The sequence below is a fragment of the Cytobacillus purgationiresistens genome (assembly GCF_030813235.1).
In the GTDB taxonomy this organism is placed as follows: Bacteria; Bacillota; Bacilli; order Bacillales; family Cytobacillaceae; genus Cytobacillus; species Cytobacillus purgationiresistens.
In genome coordinates this window covers 80,127-99,469 of the sequence record NZ_JAUSUB010000011.1, presented here as the reverse complement: position 1 = coordinate 99,469, position 19,343 = coordinate 80,127, and the positions used below count along the sequence as shown (strand labels likewise).

The window sequence follows — 19,343 nt, the reverse complement described above, 5'->3', positions numbered from 1 at the left end:
TTCCAAACCTTTATTGAAACCATATACTAATAAGAATTTTTTAATGGTGGTGAATGCTTGTGATTACAATCAGCTTATGCATGATTGTTAAAGATGAGGAAGAAGTATTGCATCAATGTTTAAGCAGTATAGTAGATATTTGTGATGAAATCATTATTGTAGATACAGGATCATCAGATAAAACGAAAGAAATTGCTGAACAGTTTACAAGCAACTTATTCGACTTTGAATGGATTGATGATTTTGCTGCAGCAAGAAACTTTGCCTTCAGCAAAGCAAATATGGAATACATTTTATGGCTCGATGGGGATGATCTCTTACTCCATGCCGATCAAACTAAACTTAAAGCACTGAAAGAAAACCTGTCGAACGACGTCGACGCGGTAACCATGCTATATCACCTTGCGTTTGACGAATTCGGACACTCAACCTTCAGCTCCCGCAGACATCGTTTAGTAAGAAAAGACAGAGAGTTTAAATGGATTGGACCTGTTCATGAGTATTTAGAAGTTGGCGGAAACATTATACAATCAGACATAGTTATTCAACATCGAAAATCCAATAAGACAAATGACAATGTTCAGAGTGATAGAAACATAAAAATATACGAAAAACGATTAGAAAAGGGAGAAGAATTTTCACCTCGCGATTTATTTTATTATGCGAATGAATTAAAAGACCATCAACAATTTGATAAAGCAGTCTTATACTATGTTGAATTTTTGCTAACAAAGAAGGGCTGGGTAGAAGATGAAGTCCGATCATGCATAAATCTTGCCAGCTGCTATAGAAACTTAGGTGATGAAGAGAAGGTCCATGAAGCCCTGGTTCTTTCTCTCAAGTATGACGTTCCAAGGCCAGAGGTATCTTGTCAGCTTGGCGATATTTACAAAGAAAAAAACATGTATAAAAAAGCAATTATCTGGTATAAACTCGCAGTGGAAGTTGACATAGACGATACACTTGGCTTTAAGCAGGAGATTTATTCAACCTGGTATCCACATCTGCAACTTTGTTACTGCTACTGGCAAATTGGTGAACAAGAACTCTCAATAAAGCATAATTCCATCGCAAAAAAATTCCGACCGGATGATTCAAGAATTATTTATAATGATCAATTTTATAATGAATATTTCAAAAGCGAAAATTATAATGAATAAAGCAAAAATAGCAATGTGAGCGAAAATAATCTTTCTACTCACATTGCTATTTTTTATTTTATTTTTGGAGATATTAGTTTTAAGAAAATCTAGTTATTACCCAATTTGCTGTATCGTCCAATATACCCCTTGACCTGCCCCACCTAAGTTTATTCCAACTGTTAAGCCATTCGCCACATAAAATAATCCAATTGTATCCCCAGCATTCAATGTCACATTACCAGCAATGGTTATTGTACCACTGCCGAGTACGGCTCTTAAAGTAAGTAACAATGCAATATTTACATTTAATATTGGAAATAACCCTGTAAAGAGCGTAGTGGCTGTTGGAGTAATACGTGAAATTATAAATTCAGGATTAACCCCTGCTCCTAAGCTAATAGTGAGCGCAGCAGTTGTTTGATAGTTTATTGTTGCTTCAATATTGTATCTACCTGTAGTTGGTACGATAAAGGTTCCAGTAGTAGTATTGAAATTAGCACTTCCATAATAAGGAGAGGTAACCGTCCATGTTCCCAATTGTTGAGAAGCAGTAACACTCGCCAGATTTGTAACTGCAGAAAAACCTTGTGGGAATGCTGGACCTGTTGGACCCGTTACTCCGGTTATTCCTGTTGGACCCGTTGGGCCGGTTACTCCTGTTAATCCGATGGCTCCGGTTATTCCTGTTGGACCGGTTACTCCTGTTGAACCCGTTATTCCTGTTGCCCCCGTTAGTCCGGTTGGGCCTGTTGGGCCGGTTACTCCCGTTATTCCGATAGCTCCAGTTATTCCTGTTGCTCCGGTTACTCCTGTTGGACCCGGTAGTCCGGTTGGGCCGGTTGGGCCGGTTACTCCCGTTATTCCTGTTGCTCCTGTTGGACCCGTTAGTCCGGTTGGACCTATTGGGCCGGTTACTCCCGTTATTCCGGTGGCTCCGGGTACTCCTGTTGCTCCTGTTGGGCCGGTTACTCCCGTTATTCCTGTTGCTCCTGTTAATCCTGTTGGACCGGTTATTCCTGTTGGACCGGTTATTCCTGTTGGACCCGTTATTCCGGTTGGGCCGGTTGGGCCGGTTACTCCTGTTAATCCGATGGCTCCGGTTATTCCTGTTGCTCCGGTTACTCCTGTTGGACCCGTTATTCCTGTTGGACCCGGTAGTCCGGTTGGGCCTGTTGGGCCGGTTACTCCCGTTATTCCGATAGCTCCAGTTATTCCTGTTGCTCCGGTTACTCCTGTTGGACCCGTTATTCCGGTTAGACCCGTTGGGCCGGTTACTCCTGTTAATCCGATGGCTCCGGTTATTCCTGTTGTACCGGTTACTCCTGTTGGACCCGTTAGTCCGGTTGGACCTGTTGGGCCGGTTACTCCCGTTGTTCCGATAGCTCCGGTTATTCCAGTCCCTCCCGTTTCTCCCGTTAACCCGGTGGCTCCGGTTATTCCCGTTGCCCCCGTTAGTCCAATCGCTCCGGTTATTCCTGTTGCTCCTGTTAATCCTGTTGGACCCGTTATTCCGGTTACTCCCGTTATTCCGGTGGCTCCGGTTATTCCTGTTGGACCCGTTAGGCCGGTTACTCCCGTTATTCCGATAGCTCCAGTTATTCCTGTTGCTCCGGTTACTCCTGTTGGACCCGTTATTCCGGTTAGACCCGTTGGGCCGGTTACTCCTGTTAATCCGATGGCTCCGGTTACTCCTGTTGGACCCGTTATTCCGGTTGGACCTGTTGGGCCGGTTACTCCCGTTGTTCCGATAGCTCCGGTTATTCCTGTTGCTCCGGTTACTCCTGTTGGACCCGTTATTCCGGTTGGACCCGTTATTCCGGTTGGGCCGGTTGGGCCGGTTACTCCCGTTATTCCGATAGCTCCAGTTATTCCTGTTGCTCCGGTTACTCCTGTTGGACCCGTTAGTCCGGTTGGGCCGGTTGGGCCGGTTACTCCCGTTATTCCTGTTGCTCCGGTTATTCCTGTTGGACCCGTTATTCCGGTTGGGCCTGTTGGGCCGGTTACTCCCGTTATTCCGATAGCTCCGGTTATTCCTGTTGCCCCCGGTAGTCCGGTTGGGCCGGTTGGGCCGGTTACTCCCGTTATTCCGGTGGCTCCGGTTATTCCTGTTGCCCCCGGTAGTCCAGTCGCTCCGGTTATTCCTGTTGGACCCGTTAGTCCGGTTGGACCTGTTGGACCCGTTAGGCCAGTTGAACCCGTTAGGCCGGTTACTCCCGTTATTCCGGTGGCTCCGGTTACTCCTGTTGGACCCATTAGTCCGGTTAGACCTATTGGGCCGGTTACTCCCGTTATTCCGGTGGCTCCGGTTATTCCTGTTGGACCCGTTAGGCCGGTTGGGCCTGTTGGGCCGGTTACTCCCGTTATTCCGATGGCTCCAGTTATTCCTGTTGCTCCGGTTATTCCTGTTGGACCCGTTGGGCCGGTTACTCCTGTTAATCCGATGGCTCCGGTTATTCCTGTTGCCCCCGTTAGGCCAGTCGCTCCGGTTTCTCCCGTTAACCCGGTGGCTCCGGTTATTCCTGTTGCTCCTGTTAATCCTGTTGGACCCGTTAGTCCGGTTGGACCCGTTGGGCCGGTTACTCCCGTTTCTCCCGTTAACCCGGTGGCTCCGGTTATTCCCGTTGCCCCCGTTAGGCCAGTCGCTCCGGTTGCTCCCGTTAACCCGGTGGCTCCGGTTATTCCTGTTGCTCCGGTTAATCCTGTTGGACCCGTTAGTCCGGTTAGACCCGTTGGGCCGGTTACTCCCGTTATTCCTGTTGCCCCCGGTAGTCCAGTCGCTCCTGTTATTCCTGTTGGACCCGTTAGTCCGGTTGGACCTATTGGGCCGGTTACTCCCGTTATTCCGGTGGCTCCGGTTATTCCTGTTGGACCCGTTAGTCCGGTTGGGCCTGTTGGGCCGGTTACTCCCGTTATTCCGATAGCTCCGGTTATTCCGATAGCTCCGGTTATTCCGGTGGCTCCGGTTATTCCTGTTGCTCCGGTTATTCCGGTTGGGCCGGTTGGGCCGGTTACTCCCGTTATTCCTGTTGGGCCCGTTAGTCCGGTTGGGCCGGTTGGGCCGGTTACTCCCGTTATTCCGATAGCTCCAGTTATTCCTGTTGCTCCGGTTACTCCTATTGGACCCGTTAGTCCGGTTGGACCTATTGGACCTATTGGACCGGTTACTCCCGTTATTCCGATGGCTCCGGTTATTCCTGTTGGACCCGTTAGTCCGGTTGGACCTGTTGGGCCGGTTACTCCCGTTATTCCGATGGCTCCAGTTATTCCTGTTGCTCCTGTTAATCCTGTTGGACCCGTTAGTCCGGTTAGACCCGTTGGGCCGGTTACTCCTGTTAATCCGATGGCTCCGGTTATTCCTGTTGCCCCCGTTAGGCCAGTCGCTCCGGTTGCTCCCGTTAACCCGGTGGCTCCGGTTATTCCCGTTGCCCCCGTTAGGCCAGTCGCTCCGGTTGCTCCCGTTAACCCGGTGGCTCCGGTTATTCCTGTTGCTCCGGTTAATCCTGTTGGACCCGTTAGTCCGGTTAGACCCGTTGGGCCGGTTACTCCCGTTATTCCTGTTGCCCCCGGTAGTCCAGTCGCTCCTGTTATTCCTGTTGGACCCGTTAGTCCGGTTGGACCTATTGGGCCGGTTACTCCCGTTATTCCGGTGGCTCCGGTTATTCCTGTTGGACCCGTTAGTCCGGTTGGGCCTGTTGGGCCGGTTACTCCCGTTATTCCGATAGCTCCGGTTATTCCGGTGGCTCCGGTTATTCCTGTTGCTCCGGTTATTCCGGTTGGGCCTGTTGGGCCGGTTACTCCCGTTATTCCTGTTGGGCCCGTTAGTCCGGTTGGGCCGGTTACTCCCGTTATTCCGGTGGCTCCGGTTAGTCCGGTGGCTCCGGTTATTCCGGTTGGGCCGGTTACTCCCGTTATTCCGATGGCTCCTGTTAGTCCTGTTGGACCCGTTAGTCCGGTTGGACCTATTGGACCGGTTACTCCCGTTATTCCTGTTGCCCCCGGTAGTCCAGTAGCTCCGGTTATTCCAGTTGCTCCGGTTATTCCGGTTGCTCCTGTTAGTCCTGTTGCTCCGGTTATTCCGATGGCTCCGGTTATTCCTGTTGCTCCGGTTATTCCTGTTGCTCCGGTTATTCCGATGGCTCCGGTTATTCCGGTTGGGCCTGTTGGGCCGGTTACTCCCGTTATTCCGATAGCTCCTGTTAGTCCTGTTGCTCCGGTTACTCCTGTTGGACCCGTTAGTCCGGTTAGACCTATTGGGCCGGTTACTCCCGTTATTCCGGTGGCTCCGGTTATTCCTGTTGGACCCGTTAGTCCGGTTGGACCCGTTGGTCCTGTTGGGCCCGTTAGTCCGGTTGGACCCGTTAGTCCGGTTGGACCTGTTGGGCCGGTTACTCCCGTTATTCCGGTGGCTCCGGTTACTCCTGTTGGACCCGTTAGTCCGGTTAGACCTATTGGGCCGGTTACTCCCGTTATTCCGATGGCTCCAGTTATTCCTGTTGGACCCGTTAGTCCGGTTGGGCCGGTTGGGCCGGTTACTCCCGTTATTCCGATGGCTCCAGTTATTCCTGTTGCTCCTGTTAATCCCGTTGGACCCGTTAGTCCGGTTAGACCCGTTGGGCCGGTTACTCCTGTTAATCCGATGGCTCCGGTTATTCCTGTTGCCCCCGTTAGGCCAGTCGCTCCGGTTTCTCCCGTTAACCCGGTGGCTCCGGTTATTCCTGTTGCTCCGGTTAATCCTGTTGGACCCGTTAGGCCAGTTGGACCCGTTGGGCCGGTTACTCCCGTTTCTCCCGTTAACCCGGTGGCTCCGGTTATTCCTGTTGCTCCTGTTAATCCTGTTGGACCCGTTAGTCCCGTTGCCCCCGTTAGGCCAGTCGCTCCGGTTACTCCCGTTAGCCCGGTGGCTCCGGTTATTCCTGTTGGACCCGTTATTCCAGTTGGACCCGTTGGGCCGGTTACTCCTGTTGCTCCCGTTAGGCCAGTCGCTCCGGCTATTCCTGTTGCTCCGGTTATTCCTGTTGGACCCGTTAGTCCCGTTGCCCCCGTTAGGCCAGTCCCTCCCGTTTCTCCCGTTAACCCGGTGGCTCCGGTTATTCCCGTTGCCCCCGTTAGTCCAATCGCTCCGGTTATTCCTGTTGCTCCGGTTATTCCTGTTGGACCCGTTAGTCCGGTTGGACCCGTTGGGCCGGTTACTCCCGTTGCTCCCGTTAGTCCAGTCGCTCCGGTTATTCCTGTCGCTCCCGTTTCTCCCGTTAACCCGGTGGCTCCGGTTATTCCTGTTGCTCCTGTTAATCCTGTTGGACCCGTTAGTCCCGTTGCCCCCGTTAGGCCAGTCGCTCCGGTTACTCCCGTTAGCCCGGTGGCTCCGGTTATTCCTGTTGGACCCGTTATTCCAGTTGGACCCGTTGGGCCGGTTACTCCTGTTGCTCCCATTGCTCCCGTTAGGCCAGTCGCTCCGGTTGCTCCCGTACTCCCTATACCAGTTGAACCCGTTGCTCCGGGGTCTCCTGTCGGTCCAGTGGGACCAGCTATCCCCGCACGCCCTGGCCTCCCGCTAAGACCTGTTGCTCCAGTGGCTCCGGTTGCTCCTGTCGGTCCGGTTACACCTGTTACCCCCATTGGACCCGTTGCACCTGTTGCACCACGAGGTCCAGTTTTCCCCCTAGGGCAGCAATGATGACAATGATGACCCTTATGACGACACCTATGACGACAATGATTGCCCTTATTGCAACATATATGGTGATTTGAGAACCTAACTTCAATTTCAGAAGATGTATGACAGGCAAGGTCAGAATCTCGGTATTCATCATTATCAAAGTTAAACCCTTTTATCACCTGTAATAAATCATCATCCTGTAAGAACTTCGATAAGATTGTCCGCTGTTCATCAGAAATAAATTCGAAATTATAAGAAAACCCCTCAACAAAATCAGGGAATATTTTCCTGAAAAGTCTAAATAACTCATCTTCAATTGGTTTTGTATTCTGATTTCCTTTTTCCTTCATTTTCAACAAAATGAAATGAAGGTTAATAATATCCTCTAAGATAGTTTGAAAATCTGGATGCTCAGACATTACTCCTCTCCCTCTTCATATAAGTGAAATTATTTTATATTCATTAAATTAAAAGAATCAATCAGCTAACAATCTATTTAAATGTTGGAATACTGGAATACTAAAATTCTATAGAGCTCTAAGTTTAGTTTTCCTCTTTTATATAGCTTGGTTTATAAAACTGATCAAAACACAACCCCACTCTAACCTATTCCTTAAAGCACGGGGACGTGTAAGCTAATGCCCCAATTCATTGGGATATTGTATGAAAGTTTTAATAAGTGGAGACAAGGATAGATGGTTAATGATTTAAAAAACAATACTTATGCGGATTATTAAAGGAAATAAATTTCGGGGGCAAAAAGACTGGGTTGAGCTTTCCAATTTATGAGATGGAAAGCTCAAGATTAAGTACTCTGTTTCACGTTTGTTTTGCTTTTTTCTTTTATCAATCGACGATTATTATAGTATTTTTTAAAAATATACATTACTACCAATACACCAACTATATTTTTCAATAAATCTAGCAGTGAAAAGGATCTAAATGGGACATACAGTTGATGTATTTCATCAACTAAGCCATACCCAATAGAAAATACAGCAGCAGCTACTTCCTTCTTTACTGTGAGCCCACCATATGTTAACAGTATGTGCAATAAAATTAAATAAAGAATACCGAACTCGATTAAATGAGCAAGCTCGAGTAAAACACCTAAAAAGATAATAACATTCATATTTATGTAGCTAGCATATTCGTAAAATATCTCTGGGTTAAAATAGCTTGATTGCAGCCATATAAACACTAAATATATCAATAGACTACATAGTAAGATAACTCTTTTCATCATACTTTTCCATTAAATAAGGTCTTACTAAGAAAGTCTCTGTTTGGGTAATCAGATTTGTCCAGTCTATTCAACTCTTGCTCTACATCATAACTGACTCTAATGATTGAAACTTGATATGCTTGCTCTTTCACTTCAATTAACCCATAAGAGGATTGGGTTGCTCCGTCAAACGGTAATCCTACACTGCCTATATTCACTACACATTTATTATCTATAAATCTAATATAAGGCTTATGGATATGCCCATATACATAAACACTTGCATCTTTCACCATCAGTTTATTGATTAATGTTTCATCCTCCTCATAAGGCATCACGACTTCAAATAAACTATCAGGTGTGGCATGAAAAGCATGAATATCAATTCCATTTAAGTTCATATCAATTGTTTCAGGTAAGGAGTTTAAGTAGGCTATATCCCCTTCCTCAAGATGCCGGTATGTCCAGTCGCGTTCGATTGTCATATTTTCTAATGCATATTCCGGAACTTCACCTTGTCTAATTCCCCTTACAACCCATTCATCTGCATTTCCTTTAATCACTCTGCAATTCAAAGATTGAACTATTTTGAGTGATTTTTTTGGTTCTAATCCTCGAAAACTTATATCGCCAAGTACTGCAATTTCATCCACTTGTCTTTGATTAATGTCCTCCAACACTGCTTCAAGAGCAGCTGCGTTCCCATGAATATCTGAAATAAAAGCAATCTTCATATAAATCCTCCCCGGAAGTAATCTTTTCTCATTCATTCAATTATTTTTTGATGAATAGACGCTTTAATCGATAGAGCTTATTATCTGCCTTTTTGAGCTTTAATTCCTTTTTAAATAAAACTCGAACCATTTCCTCGTTTTGCATAATCCTTTCCATATCACAGACAACCGGAATTAATGAAGTACCCGTCATTTCTATTGATTGACCCACTTGTATAATGTTAAGACCAAATAAGATCCTCATCATTCTAAAAAAACGTTTTTCCATCATCGCAATATAATACTTGGGTTTGTGAGTTTGTGCATGGTGATAAAAGGCTTCGCCAAAATTTTCAAAGTATCCCCTCCTTTGAAAATCTTTATGTAAACAAAGCTTATCTATCTCCCATACTCGTTTTTGATGTTGTTGTATCTTTTTTAACCTGGAAAAACGGAAGTGATTTTCTACGGTACTATTTGGATGCTTTCCTTTATAAGGGACAAACTCAATTGTTCCTATTACTTTCCTTTCTGCTTGAGGTAAGAGCAAATTATAGCGAATGCCATTTTTCGCGTAAGGATCATTGTACCAACCATACATTTCGCAAAAGTATTCCCAAATTTCCTCAAAGGACTTTTGCTGTCTCGACGATGTAACAATTTCAAACATAGACTGATCACCTTTTTCTCTTTAGTTTGAAATAAAAATAAATAAAGCCTTAATGACTAATTTTCTTAGTACATAAAGGCTTAACCTATATTAGCTATCTAACTCTGGTAATTCTGGATCAGGGGTACCAGGATCAGGAGGAGTTTCTCCACCACCACCTCCAGGAGGATGCTTTCCTTTTAGTGTCATGCTAATATCCAACTCTTCCAAACGTAAGCTTTTCCAATCTTTTTTCATTATTATGCTCCTTTATGATTTATTTTTAAGTATATGCAACAAACAAAGCTGTGTATACATTCCCCCTTTCAATAGAATAATAGGACGAGTGACAGGTATGATTACATGACCTCCAACTGCCTGCCCAACAGCTTGCTGAACATCTGGTTCTGTTCCTCTGATAATTGCTGAAACCCGCCTTGCTGTATCACTTCACCTTGCTCTAAAACAATCACCTGATCCGCATTACGAATGGTGGAAAGACGATGGGCAATGACTACAATCGTTAATGTTCCTTTTAGTTTGTCTAACGCTTCCTGAATCTTTCTTTCACTCTCTGTATCTAGAGAACTAGTCGCTTCATCCAACACCAGGAGCGGCGGCTTGCGCAATATGGCTCTAGCTAATACGAGACGCTGACGCTCACCACCCGACAGCTTGATGCCTCGATCCCCGATTAGTGTATCCAGTCCATCAGACAGCATTCTGACAAATCCTGCAGCAGAGGCAAATTCGAGTGCATCCCAAAGCTGTTCTTCTGTTGCTTCCGGTGCAACAAGAAGCAAATTTTCTCTAATACTCTCATTAAATAAGAAGGGATCTTGCGGCACGTAGCCGATACTCTGTCTCAAGGCAAATAGATTCTCTTTCGTCAGTTGTTTATTATCTATAAATATTTCTCCTTTTTCTGCCTCGTTAAGTCCCATGATTAAATCGATTAAAGTGCTTTTCCCTGCACCTGACCGACCAACAATGGCAGTCATCTGATTCGCAGGTATAAAAATATTAATATCCTTTAAGGCATATTCTTGATCTTTGTTATATCGAAAGTGAATATTTCTAAATTCAAACCCTTTCTGAAAAAGAATCGGTTTGATATCTGAAGAGTTAGCGTTCAAAAATTCTGCTGAATCCACGCATTCTATTTGCAGTGATTTCACTGCCTTAAAAGATGGAAGAGTGGAAGCAATTTGCTCCAGCGAAGCTTGAATACCGGCTACTCTCGGCCATAGTCTTGAAAAAATTAAGATGATCAATAAAAGTTCTCCTGCTTGAGCATGAAAAATATTGACTGAAACTACTATAAATAAAGCTAAAAAGATCGCCGATGAAATCTTATAATTAAGCTGTGAAGTCATTCTAATCCTTGTGTATTCTACTTGCTCTTCTTCCATTTTTGCTGTCATTGTTCGGACCCAACTCATGCGCGACTCAACTAGATTATTACTTTTTATATCTTTGATACCATTAATTTGATCTGTCATACCAGCTAAGAAATTTTTTCCTAGCTCATAATTCCTTGATCCTAAGGCATGCGATTTTTTTAAATAACGGCGGTTTAGATAAACAATAAATAACCCTGCTACCAATACAAACAAAGTAATTTTGACCGAAAGCCATAATGCAATGGCAATTTGTATGAGGGAAAAGATAAAAGAAGAAAACAGCTGCAATACTGAATTTGTGCCACTGCTTGTTCTGGCAACCTCAGAAAGAAGCAAATTAATTAAATCAGATTTTCTTTTTCTTATAAAAAAAGACCAATTGGCACGAAGGACCTTCTCATATGTTTCTGTCCTCAAATATCTTAAAAACCCTATTTGAATCTTTGTGTTTCCAATCATTACTGATCTCTCAACCACATGATGTAAAATGACAATAAAAACATAAACACATAATATAATCGGTAGCCCTAATGTTATAGGAATCTCATTAAATACGCTAAACAGATTCGCAATAGGTGATTCTTCAAGTCCCAGATCTACAATTCCTGTCATGCTAATCATCGGTACAAGCAGCAGCACTCCGATTCCATCTAATAATCCAATCATTGTCATTGCGAAGAGATTTATATATAGCATTTTTCCTGCATATGTATGTATTTGCTTTATGAAAAATAAAAGATCCTTCAAGATTTAATCCTCCTATTAGGCTCTGTTCAGATTGTTCCTTATTAAGAACAACCAACTAAAAAATAAAGAAATAAAACATCTATTATTCCACTTTTTGTTCTTTATAAAGAACTCATTATCTAAAAATTATCATTCCTAAAAAGAAATGTCAATTACTTTTTAGGTATTAATAACTATTTTGTATCAAAAAACAGGTGAATCACCGAATACAATAGCCCTCACCTCCATTTCATCTGTTTCATATCCTGATTAATAAGGAACAATCTCTCAAAATAAAAGAGTACAAGCTTACTCAAGAAATGTAGGTGAAACTTGTTGACTGGTTCATATTTACTGGAACTTACACGCTGGAATATTAAAAACAATGGTACCGATGCACCCAATACTTCAATGGGCATTAATAACGCCATCGTTTGGGCGGCTGCTGAGGGAATCTCAGAAATCGTCTTTCCTAACGGGATTTATTTGATAGATGAGAATAACCCCATTATTCCTCAAAGTTATATGACATTGAATTTAGGTGGAGCAACATTAAGAATTAGGGATAATGCGTTGCCAATATATTCGATTATACTTATGCATACTAAACAGCATTATGTCCGAATTACAAATGGAAAAGTTGAAGGTGACCGCTATACACATAGTTATGTTGGTGGTGGAACGCATGAGTTTGGTGTTGGGATTCAATTAATGCATAATGTTCAATTCGTCACCCTTGATAACCTGGAAATTTTTAATACAACTGGAGATGCAATAAACGGAATCACTTCTTTTGGAAGTCTTGGTGCAAACTTTCCTAAATTACAAGGGAACCTGGAAATAGGCGGAATTAATACCTCGACTGGCGCTCTAACTGCCGCCTCAAACCGAATTCGTACTTCAGTTAATTTTCCGATAGTACCTCAAATTGAGACTATTGGATATTTCGGAATTTACGGTGATAGCTATGGGGTAATTGGTAATGAGGTTACTACAAGCACTTATGATGTAATTTTTTATAAAGAGGACAATCTCTTTCTGTCCTCCATTACTAATCTTCATTTCTTTGATGAAATCCAAGTTCCTCCAGAAGCAAGCTATGCAAGGTTTGTACTACATCAATCAACCGTTCCCTCACTACCTGGTAATAAACTAACAATAAGAACACCAGAGTTTCCTTCACAAATTTATATAGAAAAATGTGAACTTCACCACTGTAGACGATTGGGCGTTGCCATTTGCGGGATGAAGCATTGTTATGTAGATGGAAATAAAATTCACCATATCGGCGGAACATCACCTGCATCCGGAATTGATATAGAAGATGGATATGAAATTAACCAGTATATATACATTAATAATAATAATATAGATAATAATGAGAGATACAGTATTATAGTTGTAGCAGGTATATATGTAAGTATTACGAATAATAAAATTAAATCAGGAATACTTACAATTAATCCTCGTGCACAGAAAACTATTATTGATAATAATCATTTTAATGATTGTGTACCACTGCTTTCAGGACAAATCACCTTCTCGAATAATCAACTAACTTCATGTAGAGTTAGATTGCTTGATACAGCACAAGCCATATTAAACAATTGCTTCTTTCTCAACACACCAATAAACTTCAATACACAAGGGGCTTATGCAACACAAGTAAGCGACTGTAAATTCATATTCGATAAAGACTTTACGGAAGCTTCATCTAATTCTGGAGCTCCAATCATATTCAGCAAAGAACCACAAACCATATCAAATTGCTCTTTTGAAGGAAACGGTATTGAAGCCTTCACTGTCGTTCCGGCAGGGGCATACGGTTGGGTATTGAATAATGTTTCCTTTAGAAATATTAAACACAAAGATAATCGAATTACTCGTTTGCCCCCCGGTGTCTATTCAGATTGCAGGTTTCTAAACTGCGGAACGCTTGGAGAAATATTCAGTGGAGAGAATGCCATATATGAATTTAATGGTTGCCAGTTTGAATGGAGCTCCTATACTTTATTTTATTTAGGACAAGGGAAGGGTGTTAACTTCTTTAAAGTAAACAATAGTTTCTTTTTTAATCCAAACCTTTCAGATATAGCCTTTTATATTAATGGTACATGGGGAAGTTTCCACTTTTCAAACAACACGTTTAATTACCCAAATGGCACCAATAATCCTATGATTGATATTCGAAGTACTGCTGCCGCTCAATTTATGCGAATGAATGATAACTCCTTCACATCAAATAAGAGTATGATTGCAGTAAGAGCAAATACTTCGCCTTCCATTCCATTATTATTTGCAGGAAACATTTTAACTCAAACAAACCTCCAATTGCACAACAACCATATTAAAATTGATAATATTGTCAACGGAGAACTCGTTTAATAATTAGAATTTTTCCTTACCTAGCTTTTAAGGTAAGGCTTCTTTTTCTCTCAGTAAATCCAACCTATTCTCCTAAGAGCTTAATCCTTTTCTCCTGTTTACATTTATAGGAATCATTTTCTTCATTAAATTTAATACATATTTTAGTTCTTCTGACCTTCTAAATAAAATAAAAAACACAAGATTAGGGACAATTAAGCATAGAATCCCTCGAAAAATAAAGTTAAGCATAGGATTATGAACAAGAATATAACTACCTAGCAAATCTGTAAGATACGCTATAGCAATAATTAGTAAAAAATAAAAAATATAATTTTTGAAGTATGATTGAACAGATCTTTGAAATAGATATTTAAAAATAACATATGGATCAAACCAAAAATACGTACATAGCCTGCTAAAAACTGTACCTAGAAATACTCCTGCTAGCCCTAGGTTATTTACCAGCAAGAGGGAAGCTACAATATTTATTACTGCAGCAATGATTGGTCTATACTTGCCCTTTTTAAACAAACCCGTTGTTTCTCGATAAATTGTTGAAGCATTCTGCATGCCAGCAGTTAAGAAATTAAATAGAATACATAATACGATTAACTTATCGAATACATATGCCTCCCCCAGCCATAAAGTTATAAATGGGTTGAGTAAATTCCATAAACAAATAACGCAAAAACCATATGTCCAAAAATTCAAGAAGTGAATAACTCTGAAAATGAAATATTTCTTTTCAGTTGATTCTGTGACATGAAGATTTCCTACACTGGCTGTAACTGAATAAAAAATATAGCTTAATAAGGTAGATAATGTCATTAAAATCAACAAATAATTAGAATAAATCCCCACTATCGCTATTCCTAAAAATGCTGCGATGATGATATTATCCGTCCCGTTTATGACAACTCCACTTATTTTATAAAGTAGAAGTGAGTATAAGTTCTCAAAGAAATCCTTTTTTTCTTCATTTGTTAACTTAGCCTTGTTTTTAACTTTAAGAAAGGGATATAAATCATTAGCCTTTTTAGCCAAATATATATTCTCTATGATTCTGAATAGTATTTGTATGATCAAAACAACAATATAATTTCTCGTTGAAATCAAAAGTATGACTTGTATGACATTTGAAATAATGACAAACTTGGTATGCACTTTTGAGATAATATAATTTTTCTGATCGGCTATAATGATGGACTGCTTATAGACAAAATAATAGGATGACGCAGAATTCAGTAAAAAAAGCATATAAATTATATTAATATGTTCAACTGACGTAGTCCCATTCATTAAGTTAGGCAGTATTGGCACTATTGCTAAACCAATAATAAAAACTACAAAACCTATGAGCCTATATGCTTTTTTGTATAAATTCATAAGCGCCTGAATTTTGTACTTATCCTTATCGGCAAGTGGCTTGTACATACTATATATCATCGCTGTATCAAAACCTAGATTAGCCAAAGATAACATCAACAAGATACTACTAAAGAGACCTTCTACTCCTAAATACTCGATACCCAGAGTATATATAAAAACCGTCCTGACAATAAAACTCATGACAATGCTAATTATTTGTCCAGTTAATCCATAGATCATATTATTTATTGAATTTTTCAGCCTCATCTTTTTGCCCTAACCATTTTGTATAAGAAATTTGTTGATTTTCTCATTCATTCTTCTTTTTATGATAGGAATGAAATTAGTCAACCTATATGTTAGAAGTGCCTTCTTTCTTTCAAGTGTAAAATCGTAAATTAAAAACCATGCCAATAAATCTTTAGATATTATATTTTTTTGGTTTTCTTCCATTCTCATTTTTGCCAATTCCCATTGCATTATCTTATCTTTGTTAAAGAACTTTACATTGAGCTCTAGGAATTCTTTTATATGGGTGGATAAATTCCTCTGTATTTTAAAACCATAATCATTAGGAAGTTGGCCCTCCGCCAAAATACCAACCATCGTTCTTACACATTTTTCACACTCACAGCAATTCTCTTCATTTCTAAAACATACTCTGAGGTTAACTTTACTATTATAATTTTTCGAATCATTCACTATCACTTTCACCTTTTCCTGTCTGTTCATATCGTAGCCATGGTGAAAAACCTCACCTGAAGCAAACTTTATCTCATTATCAACAGTAGGGTCTGATGCACATTTAGCTTTATAACCTTCAAAAAAAGAGCTCGCAATATAAATGCATTTCACCTTTAATTTATATGCAATTGGGATAGCAGCAGTAATAATAGCTAATCCATGATGCAATCCATGCCACCATGAATCCCCCAATTTCTTTTGGAAGTCTTTATCAATTACTGAGGCATTAAGAAAAGTGCCATAGTTTGATTGTATCAAGACATTTTTTAATCCTTGTTTTGCGGAAAAATCCATTACATGAGACTTATCGCCTTCCCAAACACCGCTTTTTTCAACTTTATCAATATGCCAAGCATACTCAGTAATTAAGATTGGTTTGGTATTCTTAATTCTTACATAAGTTGAAAGCGCATCAAGTCCTCCACTAAATAATTGCGCTGCCTCATGCTCAACTTCATACGTATTTTCCACAATGTTTTTTGCGATTATTTCTCCGTTAAATGGAACATTAGGATACATATTTTGATATGCCTTCTTTATATACTTTAAACATTGGAAGAATGATTGATCTAACTGATCGACTAAAATAGTTGAATTTGTTATCCATGCGAGCGGCGCTAGATTTGCCACAAAAGGAATGGCTAAAATACTTTCCGGCACTTCCGTTAAATCATCATTAAATTCAAAAAACAAATGCTCTCTACAGACGTATTTTTTAATTTTTTCGCTTGTATTAAAAAAATAATCAACCTGATTATCATTAATTACGATCTGATTCAGTGAGATATTATTCATTGTACACCCCGTCATTTTGTCTCTTGAATTGATTCAGCCATTGTTTCACTGCATGGAAATCAACTTGGACATTCGTAACTATTTTTGAATGAATCATTTCTTCCAATTTACTGAGTTCATTCCGTTCAATCATATTAAGGTTATATGTTTCATTCATACCAAAAGCTCTTTCATCTATGCCTATAATTATCGATCTCTTTTTCTGCCTCATAGCGTATATTCCTCCATGTAGTCTCGTTCCAATGTAATCAACATCCGTTTTAAGGACGCTTTCATAATCCTCCAATGTTGGAGGGATGATTTCTATTTTTTTGATATGGTCAAATGTTCTCAAATAATTTAAATCATCTGCATCTTGAATCCAAAAATATACTTTTTTATAACTTGAATTTAGTGTATCTATTAATAACTGATCCTTTTCTTGATCCTTAGAATGATGTGTTAATGTAAATACAACAGCTTCTGCTTTATCAACAGGAATCTGCAAGCAAAACTCTGTGGTTAGCGACCACATTGTTGCACAACCTGTATTTATTGCCTTGAAACCAATGCCTTCTAAAATTTTCTTTGTTCTTTCATCTCTTACACTATGATAGTAATCGTGGGAAAGCACTCTCTTATAAAGATATTTTGTGTAGCCTTTTATTACATCGCCTTTACCCGCTCCTACTCCTACTAAAATACTTCCTTTAATAGGACCATAGTTAAATATATTAATGTTCCATTGAGGAAAATGTGTAAGCATATCCATAGTTAATAAATTTGATCCACCTACAAATTTATATTTGGCATTACTATAAATCTTCACCCTATTTGATTTTCGAGCAGTCTGATACCAATGAAAAGGAGACACATGCGTTGGTAATGTCAGTAAATAGGAGTCCTTTGTAATTTCTTTTAACTGATTTCGTACACATTTCATTATGATGTCGTCTCCTTTGTTTAAGGAACCTACAGACGTATCCATTAACAACATATTTTCCATATGATCTCTCCTTATATTGGGCTGAGCTATCACTTAACTGTTACTCATTTTTACCACTATTCTCTTTCTGCCACTTAATAAATTTAATTAAAGTCCTATACTCTTCTATTTGTTCCTTATCAATCCCTGACACCTTCATCTCATTTATTAATTCCAGCCATTCGTCTTCTAACTGTTGTTCACCAGATCCGCTTTTATCAGTTTTAATGAGAAATTTCACCTCGACACCTAAGACCATAGCGATTTTTTCTATGACATTAATAGAAGGATTTTGGTGTAGGTTTCTCTCTAGATTACTTAAATAAGATTTTGCCACTCCTGCACGCTCGGCAAGCTCGGTCAATGTCATTCCTTTTCGCTTTCTGAGTTTTGATATATTGCTTCCGATCATCCATCTAACCTCTTTTTCATATTGACCACATTTTACACCCTGACTTTCACTAAGTTTTTGATGGAATTGATTACCCTGTATTGCTCTTCAATTGTTAATGCCGTACCTGATGGAAGACATATGCCTGATGTGAATATCGCTTCAGAAACATTGATTTCTTCCTGATGAGAATAGTATCTTTTCCCCTTGAATAAGGGCTGCAAATGCAATGGCTTCCATACTGCGCGCGCCTCAATATTTTCTTTCTCAAGAGCCATTATCATGTCAGATATCGATAGGCCTGTTGCTTTTTCATTCACTGTCATCACAGAAAGCCAGCGGTTAGATATTGTATATTCAAGATCAGGCATAAACTGAATACCTGGGATAAACGATAATTCATCCTTATAGCGGGAGAAGATTGACCGTTTTAAGCGAATTTTTTCATCCAATTCTTGCAGCTGTGCTCTTCCCATTCCAGCTAGAATATTGCTTAATCGATAGTTATAGCCAACTTCGCTATGCTGATAATGTCTTGCTGGATCACGTGCCTGAGATGCTAAAAAGCGGGCTTTCTCAATTGCGGTCACATCATCTGAAATGAGCATGCCACCACCTGAGGTTGTGATAATTTTGTTTCCATTAAAAGAGAAAGTACCGTATTTTCCAAAGGTGCCGCTCTGCTTGCCTTTATATGTGGAACCCAACGACTCTGCAGCATCCTCGATGATCGGGACATTGTATTGATTACAAATCTCCAAGATTTCATCCATCTTAGCCATCTGTCCATATAAGTGAACAACAATGACTGCTTTTGGCAGAATCCCTTCTCTTTCCGCCTGTTGAAACGCCCTTACTAAGGCTGAAGGGGACATATTCCATGTATCTGGCTCTGAATCAATGAATACTGGCTCTGCACCTAAGTATAATATTGGGTTCGCACTGGCCACAAACGTAAATGTGGAGCAAAAAACGATATCACCGGCTTTTACATTTAATAAGGAAAGAGCCAGATGGATCGCTGCAGTCCCTGAATTAACGGCTGCGGCTCCACTGACTCCTGTATATTTGGCTATTTCCTCTTCAAACCCATCAACATTATGACCAAGGGGAGCAATCCAGTTTTTTTCGATTGCTTCTTGGATGTATGTGTTTTCTTTACCTGTTAAGTGGGGAGGTGAGAGATAGATTTTACTCATT

At 40.7% G+C, this 19,343-nt stretch carries 13 protein-coding genes; 2 read left to right on the top strand and 11 right to left on the bottom strand.

All coding sequences use genetic code 11. The features are described 5' to 3' along the window. Positions 1–59: 59 nt before the first annotated feature. The gene (locus J2S17_RS13790) at positions 60–1,160 is read left to right on the top strand and encodes a glycosyltransferase (RefSeq protein WP_370875022.1); all 1,101 of its coding nucleotides are present in this window, start codon (positions 60–62) and stop codon (positions 1,158–1,160) included. A gap of 96 nt (positions 1,161–1,256) precedes the next feature. On the opposite strand, the gene J2S17_RS13785 is transcribed toward J2S17_RS13790, so the two are convergent. The 6 genes from J2S17_RS13785 to J2S17_RS13760 all read right to left on the bottom strand — a co-directional run bounded on the left by J2S17_RS13785 (position 1,257) and on the right by J2S17_RS13760 (position 11,535). Continuing rightward, positions 1,257–7,217, bottom strand: coding sequence for a beta strand repeat-containing protein (locus J2S17_RS13785; RefSeq protein WP_307475771.1), 5,961 nt, complete (start codon positions 7,215–7,217; stop codon positions 1,257–1,259). Positions 7,218–7,603: 386 nt separating this feature from the next. Continuing rightward, positions 7,604–8,044 (bottom strand): VanZ family protein, encoded by a 441-nt coding sequence (locus J2S17_RS13780; protein WP_307475769.1) that lies wholly within the window; start codon positions 8,042–8,044, stop codon positions 7,604–7,606. Further along, entirely contained in the window at positions 8,041–8,757 is a 717-nt protein-coding gene (locus tag J2S17_RS13775; protein WP_307475767.1) for a metallophosphoesterase family protein, read from the bottom strand. Before J2S17_RS13775 ends, J2S17_RS13780 begins: the two co-directional genes overlap by 4 nt. Positions 8,758–8,797: 40 nt before the next feature. Beyond that, the gene (locus J2S17_RS13770) at positions 8,798–9,406 is read right to left on the bottom strand and encodes a hypothetical protein (RefSeq protein WP_307475766.1); all 609 of its coding nucleotides are present in this window, start codon (positions 9,404–9,406) and stop codon (positions 8,798–8,800) included. Positions 9,407–9,496: 90 nt separating this feature from the next. After that, positions 9,497–9,643, bottom strand: a complete 147-nt coding sequence (locus J2S17_RS13765) for a paeninodin family lasso peptide (RefSeq protein WP_307475764.1) — start codon at positions 9,641–9,643, stop codon at positions 9,497–9,499. Positions 9,644–9,744: 101 nt separating this feature from the next. Further along, positions 9,745–11,535: an ABC transporter ATP-binding protein gene (locus J2S17_RS13760; protein ID WP_307475762.1), complete on the bottom strand. Its 1,791-nt coding sequence runs from the start codon at positions 11,533–11,535 to the stop codon at positions 9,745–9,747. A 315-nt stretch (positions 11,536–11,850) separates the two neighbouring features. On the opposite strand from J2S17_RS13760, the gene J2S17_RS13755 reads away from it, so the two are divergent. Then, positions 11,851–13,899: a right-handed parallel beta-helix repeat-containing protein gene (locus tag J2S17_RS13755; protein WP_307475760.1), complete on the top strand. Its 2,049-nt coding sequence runs from the start codon at positions 11,851–11,853 to the stop codon at positions 13,897–13,899. 72 nt (positions 13,900–13,971) lie between these two features. Here the strand turns inward: J2S17_RS13755 and J2S17_RS13750 are convergent, their stop codons facing one another. The 5 genes from J2S17_RS13750 to J2S17_RS13730 are packed head-to-tail and all read right to left on the bottom strand — an operon-like array spanning position 13,972 to position 19,342. Beyond that, entirely contained in the window at positions 13,972–15,516 is a 1,545-nt protein-coding gene (locus J2S17_RS13750) for a lipopolysaccharide biosynthesis protein (RefSeq protein WP_307475759.1), read from the bottom strand. Positions 15,517–15,525: 9 nt separating this feature from the next. Continuing rightward, a complete protein-coding gene (locus tag J2S17_RS13745; protein ID WP_307475757.1) occupies positions 15,526–16,788 on the bottom strand; it encodes a peptidase in 1,263 nt (420 codons plus the stop codon). After that, the gene (locus J2S17_RS13740) at positions 16,781–17,773 is read right to left on the bottom strand and encodes a polysaccharide pyruvyl transferase family protein (protein ID WP_307475754.1); all 993 of its coding nucleotides are present in this window, start codon (positions 17,771–17,773) and stop codon (positions 16,781–16,783) included. Before J2S17_RS13740 ends, J2S17_RS13745 begins: the two co-directional genes overlap by 8 nt. Before the next feature lie 40 nt (positions 17,774–17,813). After that, positions 17,814–18,164, bottom strand: a complete 351-nt coding sequence (locus J2S17_RS13735; RefSeq protein WP_307475752.1) for an XRE family transcriptional regulator — start codon at positions 18,162–18,164, stop codon at positions 17,814–17,816. 32 nt (positions 18,165–18,196) lie between these two features. After that, the gene (locus tag J2S17_RS13730; protein ID WP_307475750.1) at positions 18,197–19,342 is read right to left on the bottom strand and encodes a DegT/DnrJ/EryC1/StrS family aminotransferase; all 1,146 of its coding nucleotides are present in this window, start codon (positions 19,340–19,342) and stop codon (positions 18,197–18,199) included. Position 19,343 lies beyond the last annotated feature (1 nt).